Origin of the sequence: Pseudomonas quasicaspiana (assembly GCF_021147825.1) — a bacterium.
Lineage (GTDB): Bacteria > Pseudomonadota > Gammaproteobacteria > Pseudomonadales > Pseudomonadaceae > Aquipseudomonas > Aquipseudomonas quasicaspiana.
Genome location: NZ_JAGTPI010000052.1, coordinates 1 through 22,945, shown reverse-complemented (window position 1 = coordinate 22,945; position 22,945 = coordinate 1). Strand labels below are relative to the sequence as shown.

At 58.4% G+C, this 22,945-nt stretch carries 20 protein-coding genes; 6 read left to right on the top strand and 14 right to left on the bottom strand.

The window, feature by feature from the left end; genetic code table 11:
* Positions 1-6: 6 nt before the first annotated feature.
* From KDX30_RS22955 to KDX30_RS22910, 10 genes are all read right to left on the bottom strand, one after another.
* The gene (locus KDX30_RS22955; protein ID WP_231677591.1) at positions 7-828 is read right to left on the bottom strand and encodes an acyltransferase; all 822 of its coding nucleotides are present in this window, start codon (positions 826-828) and stop codon (positions 7-9) included.
* Entirely contained in the window at positions 825-2,231 is a 1,407-nt protein-coding gene (locus KDX30_RS22950; RefSeq protein WP_231677590.1) for an O-antigen ligase family protein, read from the bottom strand. Before KDX30_RS22950 ends, KDX30_RS22955 begins: the two co-directional genes overlap by 4 nt.
* Positions 2,231-3,331, bottom strand: a complete 1,101-nt coding sequence (locus KDX30_RS22945) for a glycosyltransferase family 4 protein (RefSeq protein ID WP_027901618.1) — start codon at positions 3,329-3,331, stop codon at positions 2,231-2,233. The genes KDX30_RS22950 and KDX30_RS22945 overlap by 1 nt, the downstream gene beginning before the upstream one ends.
* Positions 3,322-4,551 carry a glycosyltransferase family 4 protein gene (locus tag KDX30_RS22940; RefSeq protein WP_027901619.1) on the bottom strand — a complete coding sequence of 410 codons (1,230 nt, stop codon included), beginning with the start codon at positions 4,549-4,551 and terminating at the stop codon, positions 3,322-3,324. The genes KDX30_RS22945 and KDX30_RS22940 overlap by 10 nt, the downstream gene beginning before the upstream one ends.
* Positions 4,552-4,554: 3 nt before the next feature.
* Positions 4,555-5,889 (bottom strand): cellulase family glycosylhydrolase, encoded by a 1,335-nt coding sequence (locus KDX30_RS22935; protein ID WP_231677589.1) that lies wholly within the window; start codon positions 5,887-5,889, stop codon positions 4,555-4,557.
* A 1-nt stretch (position 5,890) separates the two neighbouring features.
* On the bottom strand, positions 5,891-7,069 hold the full coding sequence (locus tag KDX30_RS22930; protein WP_231677588.1) for a glycosyltransferase: 1,179 nt from the start codon (positions 7,067-7,069) through the stop codon (positions 5,891-5,893).
* A 1-nt stretch (position 7,070) separates the two neighbouring features.
* On the bottom strand, positions 7,071-9,065 hold the full coding sequence (locus KDX30_RS22925) for an exopolysaccharide transport family protein (protein ID WP_231677587.1): 1,995 nt from the start codon (positions 9,063-9,065) through the stop codon (positions 7,071-7,073).
* A 15-nt stretch (positions 9,066-9,080) separates the two neighbouring features.
* Positions 9,081-9,881, bottom strand: a complete 801-nt coding sequence (locus KDX30_RS22920) for a polysaccharide biosynthesis/export family protein (RefSeq protein WP_231677586.1) — start codon at positions 9,879-9,881, stop codon at positions 9,081-9,083.
* 145 nt (positions 9,882-10,026) lie between these two features.
* Complete coding sequence (locus tag KDX30_RS22915) at positions 10,027-11,481, bottom strand: mannose-1-phosphate guanylyltransferase/mannose-6-phosphate isomerase (protein ID WP_231677585.1); 1,455 nt, start codon at positions 11,479-11,481, stop codon at positions 10,027-10,029.
* Entirely contained in the window at positions 11,481-12,917 is a 1,437-nt protein-coding gene (locus KDX30_RS22910) for an undecaprenyl-phosphate glucose phosphotransferase (protein WP_231677584.1), read from the bottom strand. Before KDX30_RS22910 ends, KDX30_RS22915 begins: the two co-directional genes overlap by 1 nt.
* A gap of 483 nt (positions 12,918-13,400) precedes the next feature.
* Between KDX30_RS22910 and yegS the strand changes: the two genes are divergently transcribed.
* The gene (gene yegS, locus KDX30_RS22905) at positions 13,401-14,309 is read left to right on the top strand and encodes a lipid kinase YegS (protein ID WP_231677583.1); all 909 of its coding nucleotides are present in this window, start codon (positions 13,401-13,403) and stop codon (positions 14,307-14,309) included.
* A gap of 792 nt (positions 14,310-15,101) precedes the next feature.
* On the opposite strand, the gene KDX30_RS22900 is transcribed toward yegS, so the two are convergent.
* From KDX30_RS22900 to KDX30_RS22890, 3 genes are all read right to left on the bottom strand, one after another.
* Positions 15,102-15,761, bottom strand: coding sequence for a response regulator (locus KDX30_RS22900; RefSeq protein ID WP_231677582.1), 660 nt, complete (start codon positions 15,759-15,761; stop codon positions 15,102-15,104).
* Positions 15,758-16,651, bottom strand: coding sequence for a sensor histidine kinase (locus tag KDX30_RS22895; RefSeq protein WP_122704963.1), 894 nt, complete (start codon positions 16,649-16,651; stop codon positions 15,758-15,760). The genes KDX30_RS22900 and KDX30_RS22895 overlap by 4 nt, the downstream gene beginning before the upstream one ends.
* A gap of 409 nt (positions 16,652-17,060) precedes the next feature.
* Positions 17,061-17,498 (bottom strand): hypothetical protein, encoded by a 438-nt coding sequence (locus KDX30_RS22890; protein WP_231668110.1) that lies wholly within the window; start codon positions 17,496-17,498, stop codon positions 17,061-17,063.
* Positions 17,499-18,051: 553 nt separating this feature from the next.
* Between KDX30_RS22890 and KDX30_RS22885 the strand changes: the two genes are divergently transcribed.
* The 5 genes from KDX30_RS22885 to KDX30_RS22865 all read left to right on the top strand — a co-directional run bounded on the left by KDX30_RS22885 (position 18,052) and on the right by KDX30_RS22865 (position 22,509).
* Entirely contained in the window at positions 18,052-18,981 is a 930-nt protein-coding gene (locus tag KDX30_RS22885) for a chemotaxis protein CheV (RefSeq protein ID WP_027898954.1), read from the top strand.
* A gap of 173 nt (positions 18,982-19,154) precedes the next feature.
* The gene (locus KDX30_RS22880) at positions 19,155-19,964 is read left to right on the top strand and encodes an MOSC domain-containing protein (protein WP_027898953.1); all 810 of its coding nucleotides are present in this window, start codon (positions 19,155-19,157) and stop codon (positions 19,962-19,964) included.
* A 54-nt stretch (positions 19,965-20,018) separates the two neighbouring features.
* Positions 20,019-20,954, top strand: a complete 936-nt coding sequence (locus KDX30_RS22875; protein WP_231668111.1) for a 2-hydroxyacid dehydrogenase — start codon at positions 20,019-20,021, stop codon at positions 20,952-20,954.
* A gap of 394 nt (positions 20,955-21,348) precedes the next feature.
* The gene (locus KDX30_RS22870) at positions 21,349-21,915 is read left to right on the top strand and encodes a YbhB/YbcL family Raf kinase inhibitor-like protein (RefSeq protein ID WP_231668112.1); all 567 of its coding nucleotides are present in this window, start codon (positions 21,349-21,351) and stop codon (positions 21,913-21,915) included.
* Positions 21,916-22,014: 99 nt separating this feature from the next.
* A complete protein-coding gene (locus tag KDX30_RS22865; RefSeq protein WP_231677581.1) occupies positions 22,015-22,509 on the top strand; it encodes a MarR family winged helix-turn-helix transcriptional regulator in 495 nt (164 codons plus the stop codon).
* Positions 22,510-22,694: 185 nt separating this feature from the next.
* Here KDX30_RS22865 and KDX30_RS22860 read toward each other — a convergent pair.
* On the bottom strand, positions 22,695-22,945 hold a 251-nt coding region (locus tag KDX30_RS22860; protein WP_231677580.1), incomplete at its 5' end, for a hypothetical protein.

The following is a 22,945-nucleotide window of genomic DNA, read 5'->3' as shown; positions in this document are numbered from 1 at the left end:
TCAGCCTCAGTGAAACAAAGCGAACAGGCCTTTGCCGCCCACTTTGTAGTTGAGGCCACGGGCACGTTCGCCTTTGATTTCGGCGTTCGGGCCGCTGACGATGGCGTAGGGCGGGATGGGTTTGGAGACCACGGCAGCGCCGCCCACGACTGCACCTTCACCAATGTCAGCGCCGAAAGAGAGCAGGGCGCGGCTGCAGATCCAGGCATAGTCATGAATGCGCACCGGCCCGCCCACTGCCCAGAACTCCGGTGCCTGCAGGTCATGACCGCCTGCGATGATCAGCACGTGAGAGGCGACGGTTACGTGGTCGCCGATGATCAGACCGCCTCGCGCATCCAGCTGACAATGCCAGCCGATGGTGGTGTCTTCACCAATGCGCAAACTGTCGACACCAAGGATTTCGGTGTTGCGCCACACGCTGGAGCCCTTGCCGATTTTAGCCCCGCCAATACGTAGCCAGGTCAGGCGCAAGGTGTGGCTGGGGATTTTGCAGATCAGAATGTTGTAAGCCTGTTCCCACGTGCGCAGGATGCGGTCGCGCAGCGTGGGCCAGTTGATTCCGTACAGCGGAATCAACGCGCCGGGCATTTCCGTGGCCAGCAAGCGATAGAAGCGTCGTGCCAGCGGGTGTTCGATACGCGGCTCGATATTCAGGTAGCTGATGAACGACAGCGTGCGGCCCTTGATCGTGGTTTCAAAGCACACGTCGTGACTGAGCATCCATTCATAAGCGCTTTGCAACTCTTCAAGCTCAACGCCCATTTTGCGCGCGTACTCAGGCAAGGCCAGGTGCAGGTCGTGGGAGTGCATCAGACGGTGTTTCATGATTTGATTTCCTGCTCCGGTAAGGCGTGTCGAACGAGGGCCGCCTGGCTTTTCAAGCGTTTTGCCTCATGCAGATTGATACCCAGCATCAGCCAGAACACGGCGATGAGCACGCTGGTGAAACTGAAATAGTGATCGAACAGGCCGCTGGTCAACGCGGCCAGCAGGCCGGTGGTGGTGCCGAGCCAGATGGCGTTGTCATGGGTGAGGGTGATGAAACCGTCTGCCGGGCGGGTTTCACGCCACCAACTGACGGTCACTGCAATGAACAGCAACATGCCGGGAATGCCCATCTTGTAGATGAAGTTCAGCCACAGGTTGGAAATCCCGAACAGCGTTGCACCTGGCACCGGCGGGTCTATCTTGAAACCAATGCCCATGGGGAATTTGGCCATGGCGTCGGGGAAGTTGCTGTACTCAAGGAAGCGAATCGCGGTGCTGGTGTCGTCGTTGGTGAACAGGGTGAAAATCCGTTCCTGCAACGGCGGATAGAACATCAACAGCAATGCCCCGGCAACGCCGCCGCCCATGAGGACACGGCCAATGAAAGGCACTCGTTTGCGGGCCATCCACATCATGACCAGCGCCAGGCTGACCAAGGCTCCGCGAGAACCGGTCAGCAACAGACCTATGCTGCCCAGAATCGCGACGGCAAAACCCAGTGATCTCGGCCAGCCGCTGCGGGTCATGCCAATGCAGAACCCCAGCGGCACAATCAGCGCCATGGCGCCGCCCGCGACATTGGGGTGCATCCAGGGTGTGCCCATTCGGTCGGCCAGCGAGAGCAGGCTTTCGTTCAGCACGTCGACGCCGCCATAACCAAGAACCCCAAGGACCGGGATCATGGCGACGGCCGTGCGCGCTTTCAGAAACACCGGAATCGACAGCAACAGCAGCAACAGCGTGCCGAGCAGCAGTGCGCAGATCATTTGCTCACGGTATTTCTGCTGATCCAGCAAGCGCGGCACCAGAAACAGAGCCGACAGATTGAACAGCCAGCGCACCCAGTTGATGGGGCCGTTGCCCAGCGCAGTAATGGTCAATTGCCCGACGATAAACGGTAGAGCGCTGTACAGCATCAGCGCAATCAGCAGCCGTTCCGTACGCAGCAACGGTGGAACTCGTGGCGGGTCGGTGAACATCCGGTGCGCCAGATACGCCGCCCAGACCAGCATCAGCAGTGCTTCGGAAATAGTCGTGCGAATGCCGACATTCACGGTGGAGTAAGGCAAAAACGTGGCCAGCACGCCAAACAGCAGCAAGCCACGCAGGGGACGACGAATCACCGTGGCGACGGCGACCACGCCGATCATCGCCGCCACCACCTTGAACGCAGGCAGCAACCAGAACATCGCGCCAAACAATAGACCGAAGAGCAAGCCGACGGGCATTGCCAATGGCATCAGCGCAACTCCTCGATCAGCTCATCGAAGCGCTGGTTGAAAGCTTTGGGTCCATACCCGGCAGCCCAGGTCTTGAGTACTTCAGGGTCTTCCTTTTCAGTGTTGGCCAACGTGCCCATAAGGTTGATCAGCGCACCGGTGTCGGTGGGTGAAAAGCGCGGGCTGCCGGGCGGGGTGATTTCATCCAGTGAGGAACCGCTGGCCACGGCTACGGGGGTGCCGACACCCAGTGCTTCAACCACCGGCAAGCCAAAACCTTCGGCATAGGAGGGCTGCCACATGCGGTCGGCCCGGGCGTAAATGGCGTGCAGTTCGGCATCAGTGATATCGCTCAGGAAGTGCAGTCCGGGCAACGCCTGCTGTGCGGGAGGCAAGTGCTCAGGTGCGCCGATCAGGATCAGGTCCGGTACGTTCTCGAACTGGCGACGGGCGCTTTGCCAGGCATCGATGAACCAGCCCATGTTCTTGCGCGGCTCTCGGGTGCCAACGCACAACCAGTAACGCTCCGGCAGCGTCCAGCCTTGCAGGTCCGAAGGCGCATCGCTCCAGCCGCTGACCAGCGCGGGCAATACGCGCAACTTGTCACGGGTCTCGGGAAACAGGCGGATGCATTCATCGGCGGTGAATTGCGAGGGCGTCCAGATGCGGTCCGCGACTTTTAGTGAGTGAGCGATGGATAGCCGATCGGTGACGCCGTAAATCCGCGCCTTGAGCTGTGAGCCATGGCTGTTTTTCAGGGTCAGCTGGAAGAGGTCCTGCAACTGCAGCACGTAACGCATACCCTCGGGTTTGCGGCCCAGGGGCAGGCCCATGTTCATGTTGCAGATGTACACCTGTACTTCCGCGTCGCGCAGGGCCTTGGGCAAAAACAACCCTTCGAAGCGCAAGCGTTCCGGCAGTCGGTGGATGCCGTTGAGAGGGGTTGACCATTTCGGGCAGTAGGCCAGGCGGCGGATCGGGTGGTCGAACGGCGCTACGCTGAACAATTGCACCTGGGTGTTGGGGTTGGCTCGCGCGGCTTCCTCGAGGGCGATGTTCTGGCGGCCGATGCCGCTGTTCGGGTAGCCAGTCGCTGGCCGGTAATCCAGTCCTATACGCATGGGCGCGGCTCCTGTTCGGCTTTGACTTTGGCGGGCGTCAGTCGGGTGTAAATGCGCTCCAGTTGAGCGGCAGATACCGACCAGTCATGGTGGGTTTGCACGTATTTGCGGCCGGCTTCGCCGATCTGCGCAAGACGCGCGGGTTGTTCAATCGCTTCGGTGATGATCCGGGCCAGTTCCAGAGGGTCTTCGCTGCCCAGATAGTGCTCGCCGTTGACCACGGCAAGCCCCGAGCTGCCCTGGTCGGTGGTGACCACCGGCAACCCGGCGGCCATGGCTTCCAGCACCTTGAGCTTGGAGCCGCCACCCTGACGCAGTGGTGCGAAAAATATCGCGGTGTTGTTCTGCAAGGCTCGCAGGTCCGGGACGAAGCCCTGAAACTCGATGCGTGGATCAGGCCAGCGATCACGCCACGATTCGGGCAAGGCGAAGCCGCACACCACGAAGCGCAAGGTGGGCGCGTGCTGCCAGACCTTCGGCATGATTTCGCTCAGGGCCCATTCGATAGCGTCCACGTTGGGGCCGTATTCGTAGTTGCCAATGAACAGCAGGCGATTGCTGTAAGGGTCCGGCTTGACCTGGGCGTAGTAGCCGCAGTCGACGCTGTTGACGACCACCGCAGTGGCCTTGCCACTGAGTCGGGAGATTTCCTTGGCGTCATCTTCCGTCACCGCGATCAATTGATCGGCCTGACGGAACACCCGGCTTTCCCAGTGGCGATAACGCCAGCGATCATAGCTGGCGAACAGGTTTGCCCAACGCGGCAGCCGGTCGTAGCTGGTAGCGCCCATGGCCGATTCAACGTTGTGTTCGGTCATCACGAACGGCTTGCCGGATCGTCTCAGGGGCTTTTCGAGGGGTTCGAAACCGTACGTATGCTGAAGCTGGATCACATCCCAGTGCTCCTCCAGCAATCCTTCGAAGACCTCGCTCAGGCGCGGTGCATAGCCGTTGATACAGGCCAGCATGGGCGCTGGCGCCACGGCGATCGCCATCAGCGTCTTGAGGCTTTTGAGCGGACGGCGCGGCACGACGATCAACCGTTCCAGCCAAGGCTCCAGCGCGTCACGGGCACTTTGATCGACGTCCGTCTTGGACTGCACCAGCAACGTAATCTGGTGGCCACGCGCAGCCAGATTGCGCAGCAGGTGGTATTCCCGCGTTTTGCCGCCGCTGGTGGTAGGCCAGGGCATGTAGGGTAGTGTCCAGAGAATTCGCATCGCTCAGGGTTTCCATTCCAGAATTTGCAAGGTCGGCTTGAGGGCCACGCTGACGCCTTGGGTCTGAGTATTGTCGGTACTGCCCACTTCGGTGCGCGTGCCGCTCAACGGATCGTGAATGACCGCTGATTTGATCGCCGGAAACGTCAGGGTGGTGCCCGTAGCACTCCAGAACATCAGCAGCCGTGTGCCGTCGCTGCGGGTCCAGGGCACGGCATACAGATCGGCGGGTACCGCGCTGACGCCCGGCGGATCGGCAGGCTCCAGACGCGGGCCGGTGATGGTCAGAAAATTCTTCAGGGCGGTGTAGACCGGTTTCGGATTGCCCTGCAGATCAAGCAGACCGTAAGCCTGATCCCGGGCGCTGGCGCGTTCGTCCAGATCACTCAGGTTGAACAGGAATATCCGTTGGTAATCCATCGCGCTCATCAGCGCCAGGCGGCGCAGGGTGTAGTCGGCCTGGCCTTGCACACCGATGATCGCCTGCATTTCCACCGGGCCGTTGTAACTCGACCAGCCCCATTCGGTGGCCCACACCTGCTTGACGCCGTTGCTGTGCAGCAGGTTGTTCATGGCGTTGGCTTTGATCAGAAAATCCCGGTCGGGCGGTGAGTCACCTTCCGGATACTCGGAATACGGGTGATAGGCGGCCACGATGTTGCGGGTCCCCAGACCCCGATCCACCAGGGTTTGCAGCATATAACCCGGGGTGCTGTGCATCTGGCTGTAGTAGGCCATGCCCGCAGTGACGATGGTCTTGTCCGGTTCGGCTTTGCGGATCGCATCGGCCGTCGTCGTCAACAGGGTGTCGTAGGCCACCGGGTCTTCTTTAGGCAGCCAGATAATGTTGGGCTCATTCCAGACCTGCCAGTTGTCGACCTGCGGATAACGCTGTGCCAGCGAGGCCATGCGCGCGGCAAACACGTTGAAATCCCGGGGCGGGTATTGGTCGCGGCTTGGCACGCCCTCAGGAGCGCTGCTGACATAAGGCGCAGAGCCCACCAGATACGCGAGGATGTTGTAGTGGTGGGTGTTCATGGTCGCCATTGCGCCGTCCAGATCAACCAGGTCGAACTGATTCTGCTCGGGCTCGATGATCGGCCAGTGAATGGTCAAGCGTACCCAGTTGAGGCCCAGCGCATCCAGTTGATCCATCTGCTGCTGGTACATCGCGGGTGAAAAATACTGGAACTGCGCGTTGACGCCCAGAAAGTCCTGCCAGACAACCGCGCGGGGTGCACGCAGGACGGTTGCCGCCTGTGCATCGGGTATCCAGTCAGACACCAGCGCCGAACAGGCCAGCACACTGGCCAACCACAAACCCGCTGCAGATTTCATCTCAGTCGGCCTCGCATGCGTTTTGAAACAGCTGACGGAAGCGCTCGGCGGTCTGGCTCCAGACCCGTTGCTGCCCAAGGATTCTGGCCTGCGCGGCCCATTGCTGGGCCCGTTCCGGTACCGCGCAGACTTCATTCAAAGCCGCGCTCAAGGCCGCGACATTACCTTGAGGGAAAATCATGCCGTTGCCGTGGGACACCTCTTCGGCAAACGAGCGGGCATCGGACGTGATCACCCCGCGCCCGCACGCCACGGCCCAGGAAAGCGCGCCGCTGGTGCCGCGCAAATTACCCAGCAGCTTCAGTTTGCTGGATTCGCGGTACGGCAAGACCATGACGTGGTGGGCCTGAATGACATCCGCAATGGCCTCTGCTGGCAGGTCCAGATTCCAGTCGATCACGTCGGTCAGCTCGAGCTGTTTAATGCGCAGGCGCAACTGGTCCAGATAGCTGCCGGACGGACCGAAGGCCATCTCCGGCTCGCTGCCGCCGGCGAGGGTCAGGCGCACCCGGGAGCGTAACTGTGGCTGACGGTTGAACAGGTCGGCCAGGGCATCCAGCAGGTCTTCGATACCCTTGCCGCGATAAATAAAACCGAAGTACAGCAAGCGCATGGTGTGCAGCGGCGGCAGAGAAACAGGCGTGATGGGGAGATTGCCATGGGCAATGACTGCCATCTGTTCCTCGCGCAAGCCCATGCGCTGACGCAATGCCAGGCCTCCTGCCTGAGTCAGTGTCACCAGCCGGGTCATGCTGCGCGCCAGTTGGCGTTCTTCGCGCAGGCACAGCGGGTCGGCCATGACTGTGGCGATTTCCGGCAGCGGCGAGGGCAGCGAGCTGGCCAGAGACAGCGGCCAGGGGAGTTTGGCCCGACGCCAGACCAGGCGCTCCGGATCATGCACGGTCGCCGTCAGTGGGAGTTGCGGGTAACGTTTGCGCAAGGTGCGCAGGGCATGAAACTCCGCGAGTCGGCCGCCGCCGATTTCGGCATGGACCAGATCGATGCCTTGCCAATCGGTTTCAGCCACCCGTTGAACGGCACGCATCTGGTCGTTGCCGACCCCCGCAAGCGGCGTGCTGACCCGCACGCCAAGTTCCTCCAGCGCGTGTTTGAGGTGCCCGGCGTAGTCGGCTATGCCGTTCTGCTCGGGCGGTAGTGGCGCGAGTAGGGCAATGTGCATGTCAGCCTCGGTTCTGGAAGCGTTTGAGGTAATCCATCACGCGTTTTGGCACTTTGTAACGGCGACGGTTGATGATGATGCCATCCACTTTCTTGAACGCGGTATGCAGCGTTGCCAGCACGTTTTCCAGCATCGGCACGGTGGTTTCTTCGGCTTTGACGATCAGCAGAATCAGGTCGGAATCGCGCAGCAGGGCAAAGGCATTCTGGTTACTGAAAATGCTCGAAGCATCAATCAGCAGTATTTCACCCGGAACAGCCGGACCAGGGCCTTCGGTACGCACCCTGTAGCCTTGCTCCTGCAGCAGGCTGGCGAGGTGGCCGATGACGAAGCTGACACCCCCGCCTTCGTGAGATGAAGTAAACCCCAGCGCCAGACCCTTTTCCGCGACCTGCCGCAAAGGCAGGGTCCCGTACAGCCTGTGCAGGCTGGCGGTGAACGCGGTATTGCGTGAGTCTTCTGCGCTGCCCAGTTCCTGGAGGCTGGTCCAGACCGGCACTCCGAAACGGGTCTCGATCTTGTCACCGTCATGGATCCGTTGATCCAGCAGGTAGAAGAAGTACAGCGCCACCAGGCCCACCCCGACGCTCAACGGAAATGCCAGGAGCAACATCAGCATACTTTTCGGGAAGACCCGACTGGGGTTGTAAGTGGCCTGCTCGATGATGGCAATGTTGCTGATCTGACTGCGATCCAGTTCGCGGTCGATGCGCGCTTTCTCGAGGCTGCTGCTGTACAGGGCGAAACTCTTCTCGGCGGCGTCCAGCTCGCCCTGCAGGCGGGACATCTCCGGCTCCAGATTCAGCGCCAGTTGGCGGCCTTTTTCCCACTGCGCCAGTTGCAGGTTTTGCTGCGTCAACTGGGTTTGCAGGCGGGCGTAGCTAGCCTGCTGGTCGGCCAGCACGTTCTGCATCCGGTTGTAGATCGGGTTGGGGGTGATGCTTTCTGAACGCTGGATGGTTGCATCCTGCTGGGTCAGCAGTGCCTTCAGATTAGTGATCTCCTGGTTCAGCGCGCGAACCGGTGGCGCCGACTCTTTGAAGGAACGCAGCAGTTCCTGGCGCTCGACTTCCTTGCCGTTGATACGGTTTTGCAAATCCTGACGGTTAGGGTTGAGGCTCAGTTCGCGACCGGCACTGACCGTTTTCGACTGCTGCCTGAGCTGCTCCTGCAGCTTGTCCAGGCCTGCTTTGGTGGAAGCAATGGAGCGCAGGGTGTTGTTGCGCTCAGTAGTCAGGTCGTTAAGGCCCTGGGAAGTATCGGCCAGACGCTGGGCAATGCTCACCGCACCCAGTTGATTGAGGTACGTCTGGATTTGTTTCTTGTAGCTGAGAATCCGCGCCTGAGTGGCTTTAACTTCGGTTTCGTAGAATTGATAGAGACTGACCCGACCGAGCACACGGGTACGTTGCTGTTCGTACTCGGAGATCCAGGCTTCCAGAACATCCTTGGCAACCTTCGGGTCATTCCAGGAAAAAGTCAGTTCCATCACCGCCGAGCCAGGGTCATGGCTGACTTTGAAGTTTTTCGACAGGTCCTCCGCCAGGCGCTCCTCCGGTGAGCGCTTTTCGACCAGGCCAATAAGCTGCAATGCACCTCGAAACACACCAATCACCGAGCCTACCGTGTCCTTGAGCAGGTTCTTTATCGAGGCCAGAACACCTTGCTCCTGTTCGGCTTTGGATATTTCCGCCAGGTATTTTTCGGCAACCGTACGCATGATCGGCCGACCGGTCAGCATGCGTTCCTCATCGAGAATCGGATCGCGCTGGGCGCTGGGAATCACGATGGCCTGACGGTCGGCAAACTCGATGGGCACGGTGCTGCTGTCGCGACCTGGCTTTACCAGCAACAGTGCGGTGGATTCGTAGCGGTTGGGCAGTAAAAAGGCACCGAGCACAATGATGATGAAAGTGACCATGACGGTCAGTCGAACTTCATGTTTGAAAATGAAGAACAGGCGCAGCAAGTCGCGCAGTGAACGGATGTTGATCATGTCTTTTCCCTGACTTTAGTTTTCGCTGCGCAGGTTGTAATTCACGCCGAAACCCAGTGACTTGGCAAAAGGGATCAGTTGGTTGAAATACAGATTCACGCCGTCGGCCTTGTCACCCACTGTTGACTTGGGCACGAACACCACATCGCCGCGCTGTAACAGCACCGGGCCGCGCGGCCCCGAACTGTCTGCCCAGAGCAGCTTGCTGAAGTCGAAAAAGTAAGTCTTGTAGAGACCGTTGTCTTCCTGACGGAGCAGGGCAACCATCGTCGCGTCTCCGTCATTGGCAACCCCTCCGGCACCGACAATCGCCTGAACCAGTGTGGTGGCAACCGTGGCGGGCAGGGCCGTCGAATTACGCACCGCGCCACCGACAAAAACGGTGTTGCCGGGCGATTGCGAGATGTTGATGGTCATCGCGGTTTCGCGGTAGACGTCCTGCAGTTTGCTCTGCAAGTGTTCGGTCAATTGCGGCAAGGTCATGCCGGCAGCCTGCACAGAGCCGATATACGGATAACTGAACGTGCCGTCGTTGAGCACCTGGAACAGTGTGAGTTCGTAGATGGAGTTCGCTGTAAAAGCGGAAATGGACGGTGCTTCGCCGGTGTTGCGTACGATGCGCAAGGTATCACCGGGTCGCACGCGTTGCGGTGGCAACGGCTTACCGGCGAGCGCGCGTCCTGCGGCTTTACCGGCTTCAATCTGTGTGGGGTCGTCTGGCAAACCCACACGTGCCGGGGTGCTGCAGGCGCTGACCACTAACAGGCCCAGCACCAGCAAGGTGTTTCTGACCACCCCCAAACTCCTGTCTTGCATGAATACAACTCCCGTTGCGGGTAAACCAATCATGTAGGCGGATTACCGCTGTCATCCCTGTTGCATGGTGCGTGCGTGCACAGCGCGTGCCGCTCTAGAGGTATATCGTCAGGTGTGTCAATTTGGTTAATAAAATCCAGCAGGGTCAGGAGGCCGGAGTTGGCGCCCCTACCCGGCCATACACATCGGTGAAACGTACGATGTCGTCTTCGCCCAGGTACTCGCCGCTTTGCACTTCGATCATCACCAGATCAATCACCCCCGGGTTGACCAGCCGGTGGGTGTGGCCCGGTTTGATGAACGTGGATTCGTTGGTGTCGAGCATGAATTCACGTTCGCCGTTGGTGACGCGGGCCATGCCGCTGACCACGATCCAGTGTTCACTGCGGTGGTGGTGCATCTGAAGCGACAGCGAAGCTTGCGGGCGAACCACGATGCGTTTGATTTTGAAACGCTTGCCTTCTTCGAGCACGGTGTAAGTGCCCCATGGGCGGGTGACGGTGCGATGCAGGCGATATGCATCGTGGCCTTGGCGCTTGAGCTCCTGAGCAACGAATTTCACATCCTGGCTGCGCTTGCCGTCGGCGATCAGCAATGCATCCGGAGTGTCGATAATGATCAGGTCATCCAGGCCGACGCCGCCGACCATACGCTTGGAGTCGATGTAGCAATTGCTCACGTCATGCAGCACGGTCGGCCCGTTGCACTGGTTGCCCTGAGCATCGGCAGGCACCAGTTCACGCACAGCCTGCCACGAGCCGATATCGTTCCAGCCCAGCTCGCAAGGCACCACGGCCACTTTTTGCGAGCGCTCCATCAGGGCGTAGTCAACGGAAATGTCCGGCGCTTTGGCGAAGGATTCGCTGTCCAGTTCGATCTGCAACTCGTTATTGCCTTCCTTGCTGGGACTCAGTTCCAGGCAGGCTTTGACTGTTTCGAGGACTTCCGGCGCATGTTTGGCGAATTGATTGAGCAGGCTGTCGGCGCGCATGCAGAACATGCCCGCGTTCCACAGGTGCAGGCCGCCATCCACATACGCCTGGGCAGTGGTCGCATCCGGCTTCTCGACAAAGCGTGCGACCTGATAGCCGTCGCTGTTGAGTGACTGGCCTTTTTCGATATACCCGAAACCCGTTTCCGCCTTGCTGGGCAGAATGCCGAACGTGACCAGCCAGCCATCGTCCGCCAGCACCCGGGCGGCCTGGACCGCTTTGGAAAACGCTGCCACGTCGGCGATCAGGTGGTCGGCAGGCAAGACCAGCAACTGCGCATCATCGCCATATAACCTGGACACGTGCAGCGCAGCCGCTGCGAGTGCAGGCCCCGTATTACGACCGAACGGCTCGAGGATGAAATCCAGTTTTACCTTGGTCTTGTTGAGCTGGCGGTAGTCGTCAACCGTACGGAAATAGACTTCCCGGCTGGTCACGGTCAGCAGTTGCTCGACATTCGGCAGGCCCACGGCCCGATTGAATGTTTTCTGCAGCAGGCTTTCTCCGTCACGAAGGCGCATGAAAGGCTTGGGCATGGCTTCGCGCGAGACCGGCCACAGCCGGGTACCGGCACCGCCGGCGATAATGCAGGGGATGAGGATGCTCATCAATAAGCCTCACGAGTGAAGAGCACTGCAGGAACAGTGCGCAGAAGGATGTATATGTCGAACCAGACGGACCAGTTTTCGATGTACTCCAGATCGAATTCCACACGCTTTTCGATCTTTTCCACGGTGTCTGTTTCACCACGATAGCCATTGATCTGCGCCAGACCGGTAATGCCCGGCTTGACCCTGTGGCGTGACGTGTACTCCTTCACCGCTTGCTCGAAGAGAATCCCGGCCGCTTTGGTGGCCGTTGCATGGGGGCGAGGTCCTACCATGGACATGCTGCCTGCAATCACATTGAACAGCTGAGGCAATTCATCCAGGCTGGTTTTGCGTATGAAGCGCCCGACCCGTGTGACCCTTGCGTCATCCCGGGTGGTTTGTTGCGCTGCGGTTGCATCACTCTGGTGGTGATACATCGAGCGGAATTTGCAGACCTTGATCATGCGGTTGTTGTAGCCATAACGGTTTTGCCAGAAGAACACCGGGCCGCGTGAGTCCAGCTTGATTGCAACCGCGATAGCGAGCATGACCGGTGACAACAGCACCAATGCCAGACTCGATAGCAGCATGTCCTCCAGCCGCTTGAAGAAAGGCGACCAGCCGGAAAGCGGAACGTCCGAGGCGTTGAACATCGGTAGATTGGCGACTTCGGTGATCCGGTTGTGCGCGTGGCGAAAAGCGACCATGTCCGGCACCAGCAGCACATTGACCGGCAAGCGGCGCAGCTCACGGATGATGTAGTCCATGCGGTTTTCCGCCGACCAGGGCAGGGCGACCAGCACCTGGGTGACCTTTTCTTCGCGAATCAGACGTTCCAGATCGTCGCTGTTACCCAGCAGGGGCAGACCGGCCATGGTCTTGGGCAAACGTCCGATCCGATCGTCAATAAAGCCGCTGACTCCGGAGCGAATATCCTGATTGTCCAGCAGGTACTCAGCCAGCCGCTTGCCGTTCTCAGTGGCCCCCAGAATGATCGCGTTCTGCAGGAAGAAACCTTTTTGCATCAGGTGCCTGAACAGCACCAGCATGAACAGCCGCTCGACGCAGAACAGGGCAAGACTGGCGATATACCACATCACCAGATGATCGTCGGTGAGGTAGTCAAAGAACGCCAGAGACTTATGCAGGAACAGCAGCAGGCAGAACGCGGCGGACCAGGCCACGATAATCAGGCGAAAACGTAAAGCGTTGCTGAACAGCGCTTCAGAGTAAACCCCAAGGGTCTGAAATATCAGGACGCATAACAGGCCATAGAAGCCCAATACCGCAAAGTAGCTCTGCGGTACGTCAGAAAGGCTTTCTCTGGAAAAAAGGAATATCAGCACGCCTGGCAGAATGCTGGTGATCCCGTGGGCAAGACGAATACCGAAAAGAAAATACACAATCAAACTGGTTCTGGTTTGCAGGAGGCTGTTAACAGGCTGCAATCGCATAACGCTTCCTCACTTCATCGGTCCGTGACTACTTAGCTGCGATCCAGATACGAAGCGCGTTCAAGTTGAAGTCAATAAAATGTCCTTTCCTGGCGTGCTTGGTGAATATAGCCATTTATTTGGCTTCTGCACGTCAAGTGATGCTGATTTTTACTGTTATTACAAAAGGGGTGTAGGCCTAATACTTTAGTTGAGTAGGTGTTGTTCCTAACTAACGTAGGCATTCCCTCATACGAGGGTATATCGGCAGTAAAGCTCAAGAGCTAAATAAAATCATTGTGCGCATTTGATTCTCTTCCGATTTTTTTCCCTTCAGAGGTTATGCCCGCCTTCGCAAGGTCCAGAGATTCACGATCCGATCTAATGTTTTCGGGGGGATCGTCCACTGCGCAGGAGACATTAAAAAATTATCTGCTTCGGAAGGGCTTTTTTCTGTCCGCTGCGGTCAACATAGTGCGCATGAACTCAGGGGAGCGAGTAGCAATGACACGACGGGCATTTTTGATTTTGCATGGCAAGCAGGCACTTAACGAAGAAGTGCGTGAGGCCGTGACCCGAAAGCGTCGCGAGGGCTGGGAGCTCGACGTCCGTCTGACGTGGGAGGGCGGCGATGCTCAGCGGTTGGTCAGCGAAGCGCTGGCAGCAGGGCACTCGCAAATCATCGCGGGTGGCGGCGACGGAACCTTGCGCGACGTTACAGAAGCGCTGGCCAACGCCGACACCGACGCTGAGCTGACGATCATGCCGCTGGGCACTGCCAACGACTTCGCCCGGGCTGCGGGTGTTCCGCTCGAGCCTGACGCCGCGCTTGATTTGCTGGATGTGCCTGCCCGCCCGGTGGATCTGGGTGAGGTCAACGGCAAGGTGTTTTTGAATATGGCAACCGGCGGCTTTGGCAGCCAAGTCACGGCGAATACGTCTGAAGATTTGAAGAAGGTGTTGGGTGGGGCGGCGTATCTCTTTACTGGACTGACGCGTTTTAGCGAGCTGAGCTCGGCCTATGGCGAGTTGAGCGGACCTGATTTCCACTGGAGCGGAGATCTGCTGGCGCTGGGCATCGGTAACGGTCGCCAGGCCGGTGGCGGGCATGTGTTGTGCCCATCGGCACTGGTCGATGATGGTTTGCTGGACATCAGTATTTTGCCTGCGCCGCAGGAAGTGGTCGGTACGCTCAGGAGTCTACTGGAGGGCGGTCTGGGTATCGACAATATGTTCATCCGCGCACGACTGCCGTGGGTTGAACTCAAGTCGGCACAGGGGCTGGACATTAATCTGGATGGCGAGCCGTTGTCTGGAGAGAACCTGCGTTTCTCGGCGCGCCATGCGGCTTTGAGGGTTCACTTGCCAGTGGGGTCTGAGTTGTTTGGCGGTACGGCCCGGGTTTCTGGTTGATATAGTTGCGCTGTGTACATATCCGTTAGCGGGGTAGCGGCTGATATTGGTTGCGCTTTTACAGCGCCTCACTTTTGAGAAGCGCAAAAGTAAGCAAAACGCTCTTGCCCCACCACTAGGTGCCTCGCCTAGGCTCGGCATGCCCGTAATCCGACATTGCTGCGTGGGGCCGCCGCCACCTGCCATCCATGGCCTGAGGCGGCTAAACCGGCATCCTTGCCGGTTTGCCCCACGCAGCAATATCGAATTCCGGCCGGCGTGGTTTAACGGGGCGCTTAAGATCAAAAGCAGATCAAAAGCAGATCAAAAGCAATGCGAATACGCGGGATCGCCTCGGCCCGGTAGGAGCGAACTTGTTCGCGAGACGTCACCACAACCAACACATTCGTCGTCTGACACACCGCATCGCAGCCTTCGGCAGCTCCTACAGAAGCCCGGAAAGTTCACAAACCAGGACGGCTGTCAGGCCGCCGCGCTTTTGATTTTGATCTCAGGCGCCCCGTTAAACCACGCTGGCCGAACGCAGATCCTGAAGCGTGGGCAACCCGGCAGGACGCCGGGTTAGCCGCATTGGGCCATGGATGGCCCGTTGCGGCGGCCCACGGTTCAGGATCTGCGGGCGGGTACACCGAGCATTAGCGAGGTGCCGAGTGGTGGGGCAAGAGCGTTTTGGTTACTTTTGCGCTCTATCAAAAGTGACGCGCTGTAAAAGCGCAACCAATAGAAGCCATGACCGCGGTAACGGATATGCACACAAGACAAGAAAGACGTGCAGACACCTACAAGCAATCATCAATCATCCAGACTGATAATCCCTTCCCGCACACAAAACAGAACCAGCCCGGCCACGTCATGAATCTGCAAGCGCTTCATGACCTGGGCTCGATGGGTCTCCACCGTCTTGATACTCAAACCCAACCCACTGGCAATTTCCCGCGTCGACTTGCCACGCACGATCAGACGCAGAATCTCCAGCTGGCGGGCCGTCAGATTATGGTTTTGCGGCGTTTCGTTCTTTCTCGCCTGAACCCCGATCAACGCCTGATTGATCACCGTATGGGCAATCGCCGGACTCAGATAACGTTCACCACTGCTCAACGCCAGTAACGCCTGCTCCAGCTCAGTCGCTGCCGCGTCCTTGAGCAAATAGCCATGCGCACCCGCTTCCAGCGCGCGCATGATTCGCGTCGGGTCACTGTGCATGGACAGGATCATAACCTTGCTGTCCGGCAGGATACTTCGTAACTCTTTCAAGGCATCAATGCCGTCGACATCCTTCATGGAGATATCCAGCAGGATAATGTCGGGGTTCAACTCGGTAGCCAGCGCGCTCAGTTGCGCGCCGTCGCAGGCCTCGCCTATCACTGAATAGCCCGGAATGTCTGCTACCAGAGCGCGAACGCCAGCCCTGATCAGTGAGTGATCATCAATCAACAGCAATGTGCAGGTCATCTAGCCTTCTTGTCTATGTTTGCTCGTTCATGAGCGCGCGGTACCCAAGGCAACAGCACATCGATACGTGTGCCATCGCCGGGTTCGCTGCGTATCGTCCAGGTACCGTTGAGAAGAGCCACCCGTTCGGCCATGCCGGACATGCCTCGCTGCCCCTCACGCGCCGGGTCCGCGGCGGGCGAAAAGCCAACTCCGTCGTCGCTGATGTGCAGCTCCAGACCCTGTGGCAGGCGGCGCAGGCGAACCAGAAGATTGCTTGCGTGGGCGTGGCGCAACATATTAGTGACCGCTTCCTGGGTGATGCGAAACGCAGTAACCGTCATCTCTTCCGGGATACCGGAGAGTTGCTGTTTGCACTCCAGGCTCCAGCGCACCTGACTGTCCGCCAGGGTGCGCAGCAGATGCCCGCGAAGACTGGCTTCCAGTCCCAGACTGGTCAGCTGGCGAGGGTGCAGGATGGCTGATACGTCGCGAACCTTCGCCAGGGTTTCGTCCAGGGTGTTGTTGAGTTGCGCGCTGTGTTCGAGCAGTTCGGCAGGCAGACGGCGGCGTAGCCATTCCGATTGCATCTTTGCGGCAGTGAGCATCTGTCCAATGTCGTCATGCAGCTCGCGGCTCAGGCGATGCCGTTCTGTTTCCTGAACCTGCAGCATGTGGTCGGCCAGTTCCTGCGGCTGGAATCGAATTGACCGGCCATAGCGCAACTGCGCCTGCCAGACGCTGGCAAAGGTCGCGAGATTAAGCAGCAACAGGGCGACAGGGAAATCGTCCGAGGTCAGATACAGCGCGCTATTACCGATTGCTGCACCGATGCACAGAACGGCATTCAGCCAGAGAATGCTTCTGTTACCTGGCAGCCGATATCTGGAAATACTGGTAGGGGCGTGCATAGCGATGGAGCCATCGGGGTGGTCACTGCGGAACAACCTGCCATTGAGGATGCCAGGTCAATGTCGGACATGTCGTTTATCGTTGACTGCCTTGATTACTTGTTTTTGTCTCGTCTTGCAGTTTTGATCGCACATCCTGTGTCGTCATCATTGTGGCAATAATGCTTGGGGTCGTGATCTTACCTCAATGTTCAAAGTTTGAACGAGCTGCCTGACGTTACACCGGATAGTTGGCAAGGCTGGCAGGCCTTATTGTGTCCCTGTGCGCAGAATAACCACGACCCGAACAGCCCGGGAATACCGTGTGTTCATAACGCAGCGGCGAGGCTATTTGCGGGCACGGCATGCTCTTGCTCTTACGGGGGCTCTGACGGGTGGAAAGAACCGGCGCATTGAGGCCCGTGACCGATTAAAACCGCGGTTGCTCCTGAGCCGGTTCGCAGGCTTCCAGGCCGCAGGTATAAGCAAGCTGCCCCAGCAGTTCTTTTTGCTCGGTGTCATCCAGCAGCAATTGCCCGGTATGGGGATCAATCAACTCGAGTTGCCAGGCCAGCAAGGTCAGGCAGTGTTCAAGCGTCTGAAGGGCATCGTCCGTCAGGCGAAGATTGGGGTAGGCGACGCTCAGCATGCCGCGCAACTGACGCGCGAACTCAGCAGTGCTGGGGATCAGCGCGTTATCGGCGGTTTCCGACAGTTTGAACAGGGTGCCAAGCAGGCACTCGACGGCGTCCTGATCATTGCTGATCATTTCCAGGTGCGCGAGGCATTCCTGGCAGGTGCTCAGCAGCAATTGTGATTCATCAAAGAAATCGGGGTGGGTCTGTTGCCACTCTTTACCGTTCAGCATGGGGATCTCCATAGATCATGGATCGCTCCAGTGTAGTACCCGGTGCGCACTGCGAAACGTTAATGTGGATGTGAAGTGAAAGTCTGTAGGCCGCTTCCGAATGTTTCGAAATGGAAGGCTGTGTGACGAATTTTCCGTTTGGATGGAGGTTGGTGAGACCGGCGGATAGAGCGGGCGCGGCGATACATTCACCACCTGCGGCAAATCGGGACGGCAGGTGTTTTGGGGTGGGCCGCGACGCAACCAAGACCTCAACTCCATTCCAAATATGAGAATGGTGTCACATTAATGGCTAAGTCGAGAGGCGCAAATCAGGTCGCCCCTGAGGGCTTCTAGGGGTTTCCCTTAGGGCGTAGAACGCTTGTCGCCTGCTGAAGAAGCGATGAAGGGCTGTTACTGGTCGGAATGAGCATCTGTCATTCGCCGACGAGTAAAGCATGATGTTAAAGTGATATCAATTGTGTATTTAACCTTTCATCGCCTTTAAGTCCCGCTGTTTTCAGCCGATAACAACTTCGCAGACTCACTGTGACCCACGCTTCAGGAGCAAGAAATGGCTGGCATTCTCGACTCAGTAGATCAACGCACACAACTGGTGGGCGAGAACCGCCTTGAAATCCTCATGTTTCGCCTGGCGGGTCGGCAGCTGTTTGCGATCAACGTTTTCAAGGTTCAGGAAGTTCTGCAACTGCCTAAACTCACGCTGATGCCGCAACGTCACTCGTTTGTGTGCGGTGTGGTCAACCTGCGCGGCCAGACCTTGCCGGTGATCGATCTGTCCCAGGCCATCGGGATGAAGCCGCTGGTACCGGGGCCGAACAGCACGATTATCGTGACTGAGTACAACCGCTCGGTTCAGGCCTTCCTGGTGGGCGGTGTCGATCGCATCGTCAACATGAACTGGGATGCCATCATGCCGCCGCCTGCCAGCGCTGGCCGTCAGCATTACCTGACCGCGATCAGTAAAGTCGACGATCAACTGGTTGAAGTCATCGACGTGGAAAAAGTCCTCGCCGAAATCGTGCCGTACAACGCCAAGGTATCCAGCGAGAAACTCGAAGACCCTGTGCTCGCCGCTGCAGTAGGCCGTGAAATCCTGCTGGTGGATGACTCCAAGGTTGCACTCAGCCAGTTGCGTGACACCCTGTCCCAGTTGGGTCTGAAGCTGCACGTGGCCAGCGATGGTCTTAAAGCATTGAACATGCTCAAAGCCTGGGCCGACAGTGGTGAGGTCATGACCGAGAAACTGTTGATGGTGTTTACCGACGCGGAAATGCCGGAAATGGATGGTTATCGACTGACCACAGAGATTCGTAACGATCCACGTCTGCGCGAATTGTATGTGGTGTTGCATACCTCGCTGTCCGGCAGCTTCAACGAATCCATGGTGAAGAAAGTGGGTTGCGACAACTTCCTCTCCAAGTTCCAGCCCGACAAACTGGTGGACGTGGTTCGTGAACGTTTGATAATGGTTCAGGGTTGATCGCAACCAGGCACTGATCGCAGCCCAGGGCTTGACCGGCCCCGGCGAGCGAGAAGCCAGGCGCAGCATGGATCTGCGCGCTGGCTCGCATTGTCATGTCTCGCAACAGACAAGTTCGTATAAGCTTGTGGCCTTCATGATTCCGGCGATTTCAGCCGAACAAGGACCAGGCCATGTTGCATCTCAGCGCGCTCTACCGTTTCCCCCTTAAATCCTGCAAGGCTGAAGTCCTTCAGCAGGCGTCCTTTGACGAGTTGGGAATGACCGGGGATCGACGCTGGATGTTGGTGGACGAAGCCAGCGGGCGCTTTCTGACCCAGCGCGCCTTGCCGCACATGTCTCAGCTTTCTGCGCTGTTGAACGAAGACGGTGGTGTAATCCTTCAGGCACCGGGCTTTACGGCGCTTGATATTCCTGTCCCGCAAAATATCGAACAGTCTCTGCGCGGCGTTACGGTATGGCGCGACACGTTGCGCGTGCCGGATGCCGGTGACGAAGCCGCTCGCTGGGTCAGCGATTTCATCGGCAAACCGACCCGCATGGTGTATGTACCGGCTGACCGCGCCCGGATGTTGCCCGGCGGTCTTGGTGTCGACGAAAAGCGCGTCGGGTTTGCCGACGGTTTCCCGCTGTTGCTGATCGGTCAGGCATCTCTTGATGATCTGTCAGCGAAGATTGGTCGTCCGCAGGAAATGCTGCGCTTTCGGCCAAATCTGGTGGTGGAGGGCGCTGAGGCGTTTGCGGAAGATGGATGGAAGCGCATTCGTATCGGCGATATCGAATTTCGCCTGCTCAAAGGGTGCACGCGCTGCATCCTCACCACCATCGATCCTGCCACCGGCGAGCGCAACGCCGATCGCGAACCATTGACCACCCTGAAAACCTATCGTGAGCGCGAGGGGGATGTCTGGTTCGGGCAGAATATGGTCAATGACGGGCCGGGTATCCTTGAAGTCGGTATGCCGGTGACCGTGTTGGAGTGAGGCTATGACTCAGGTTACTGTCCGTTTTTTCCATGGTTTGTTTCGGAGCCTTGCATGACAACCACAGTTCTGGTGCTGGTCGAGAGCGTCAACGAGTACCTGCACATCCTTGAAAACAATGGTTATCGGCTGATTCTGGCGCCAACTCCAGCAACGCGTGCCGAAGCCATTGCCACGCGTAGTGAGGAAATCACCGTAGTGCTGACCCGAGGGCCGCTGGGGCTTTACGCGGATGAAATTGCAGCGCTGCCGCATTTGCAAATCATCTGCGTGCTGGGTGCGGGTTATGAACACGTTGACCTTCCTGCGGCGCAAGCGCGGGGTATTACGGTCACTAACGGCGCTGGTGTAAATGCACCGACGGTGGCCGATCATGCGATGTCGTTGCTGTTGTCCATCGTGCGGGATATCCCGCAGGCGGACGCATCGGTGCGCCGCGGTGAGTGGCGCAAGGTCACGCGCCCCTCGTTCGAGGGCAAGCGCCTGGGCATTCTCGGCCTTGGCGCAGTTGGCCTGGCCATCGCCCGGCGTGCAGCGGGTTTTGGCATGGTCGTGAGTTATCACAATCGCAAGCCGCGTACCGATGTCAATTTTGACTACTGCGCAACGCCGCTCGAACTGGCCAATGTCTCTGACTTTTTGATTATCGCCACGCCGGGTGGTGGCGGTACACAGCACCTGATCGACAGTCAGGTCCTTGATGCTCTGGGTCCGCAAGGCTTTGTGGTCAACATCGCCCGGGCCAGTGTGATTGATACTGCTGCTTTGGTTGATGCCCTGCAGCAGCGGCGAATTGCCGGTGCGGCGCTGGATGTCTTTGACGATGAGCCGCGGGTTCCGGATGCGTTGAAGAGTCTCGATAACGTAGTGCTGACGCCACATGTAGGCGGCTTGTCGCCGGAGGCTTCTGAAGCAACGGTGCAGATGGTGGCGGATAACCTGCAGGCGTTTTTTGCGGGTAAACCGGTGCTGACGCCGGTACATGGTTGATTGATTGCTTGAGATGAAAATTCAGGTGAGACCTTATCGCGGGCAAGCACCGCACACATGAGATTGCGCTTTTCCGTAGGGCCGGCTAAAGCCGATTTCATCAAACATCACGTCAATAATGGATTTGAAACGCAGACCTGGTAGGAGCCAACTTGTTGGCGAAGCGGAATTTCTGACGATGCCGGTTCGACGTCTCGCCAACAAGTTGGCTCCTACAGGGTCATCCGTTTGCTTCACGACAGCGCGGCGTCTGGACGACGGTAGATCTCCTACGGGATTGCAGTCCAACATAGAATCTCCCACAGTAGATCGCATTCCAACTTAAGAATGCGATCTACTGTGGGAGCGAGGCTTGCCCGCGATATGGGCGACGCAAATATCAGGAGGTATCAGGATGCTGAGTCGTCTGCTGGGGCGCGTATTGCGCGGCCGCGGTGCCACCGAAAACAAGCTGATCTGGAACCACAAGGCTGTAGCGTTTTCGCCGGTGGTTATCGATGTGCGCAGCCCGGCGTTTGCTTCAATGGCGCAGATTCCGCTGTCCCATGTTGGTTCGGCCAAGGGCGGTAATCTGTCGCCACCGCTGGTGTGGGAAGGACTGCCGACCGGAACAAAAGAACTCGTGCTGATCATTGAAGATGCCGATGCGCCGATACCGTTTGCGTTCGTGCATGCGATTGCCATCGGCATTTCGCCGCAGCTCAACGGTCTGCCTGTCGGAGCTTTGAGCAGTGCTTCCCGCGGCCTGCTGACCTTGGGGCGCAACACGTTTGGCGGTGCGACCTACATCGGGCCGCAGCCTCTGGTCGGCCATGGCCCGCATCGATACAGCTTTCAGTTGCTGGCACTGGATCGACCGCTGGACTTTGACAGCCCACCCAATCGTAACCAGTTGCTCAAAGCCATCGACGGCGCGGTCATCGGCCGTGGACGGCTGGACGGGATTCATGAGCGTACCTGACAGATTGCACGCTTCGGTGCTGGCTATTGCTGTTCGCGGGGATATGCCAGCATTGCCCACTTGCTGCATCTTGATTGACGTATTTCTGCAGGAACCTATATGAGCCAGAGTCCGACCCCGGTCGTTGCGTTGCAAATCCCCGACAGTCTGCGGATTGCACCGCGAGTGCTGTGTCATGCAACCAGCCTGCGCAAGGCGACCCGCCGTATTTCCCAGCTGTATGACGCGGTTCTGGCACCATGTGGCCTGCGCTCTACGCAGCGTTCGATTCTGATCCAGGTGGCGCGCAATCAGGCCCCGGCAGTCACCGAACTGGCGGCAATTCTGGTGATCGATCGTTCGGCGCTGGCGCAAAACCTCAAGCCACTGGAGCGTGAGGGCCTTATCTCCGTGGGTATTGACCCGGAAGACAAGCGCAGCCGACGTGTGCGCCTGACTCAGGCCGGCGTGGACAAACTGCTGGAGTCCCAGGCGCTGTGGGAACAGGCTCAGCAGTGCTTCGAAAAGTCGCTGGGCCAGCAGCAGGCCTGTGAGCTGCGTGAGCTGTTGGCAAAAGTTGCCGCGCTGGATTATGGCGATGGTTGTTCGGCCTGAATGTCTGAACTCAAATGTCTTAGGCAAACACAACACCTGTAGGCGCTGCCGAAGGCTGCGATGGCGGTCTTTCGGATCCCCCATCGCCTGCATCGCGGGCAAGCCCGGCTCCCACATAAAGCCGGGTTTGCTTTGCGACAGTGCAGTGTCAGGCATACCAGGCGCGCTAATGAAACAAAACGCACTCACCTGATCTGGAATGCTTTCCTGTAGGAGCGCGCTTGCCCGCGATGAACGATAACGCGGTCTTTCTGATACACCCCCATCGCCTGCATCGCGGGCAAGCCCGGCTCCCACATAGAACCGGGTTTGCTTTGCGACAGTGCAGTGTCCGGGACGCAAAGTGCGCTAATGAAACCCAATGCAATCACCTGATCTGGAATGCTTTCCTGTAGGAGCGCGCTTGCCCGCGATGAACGATAACGCGGTCTTTCTG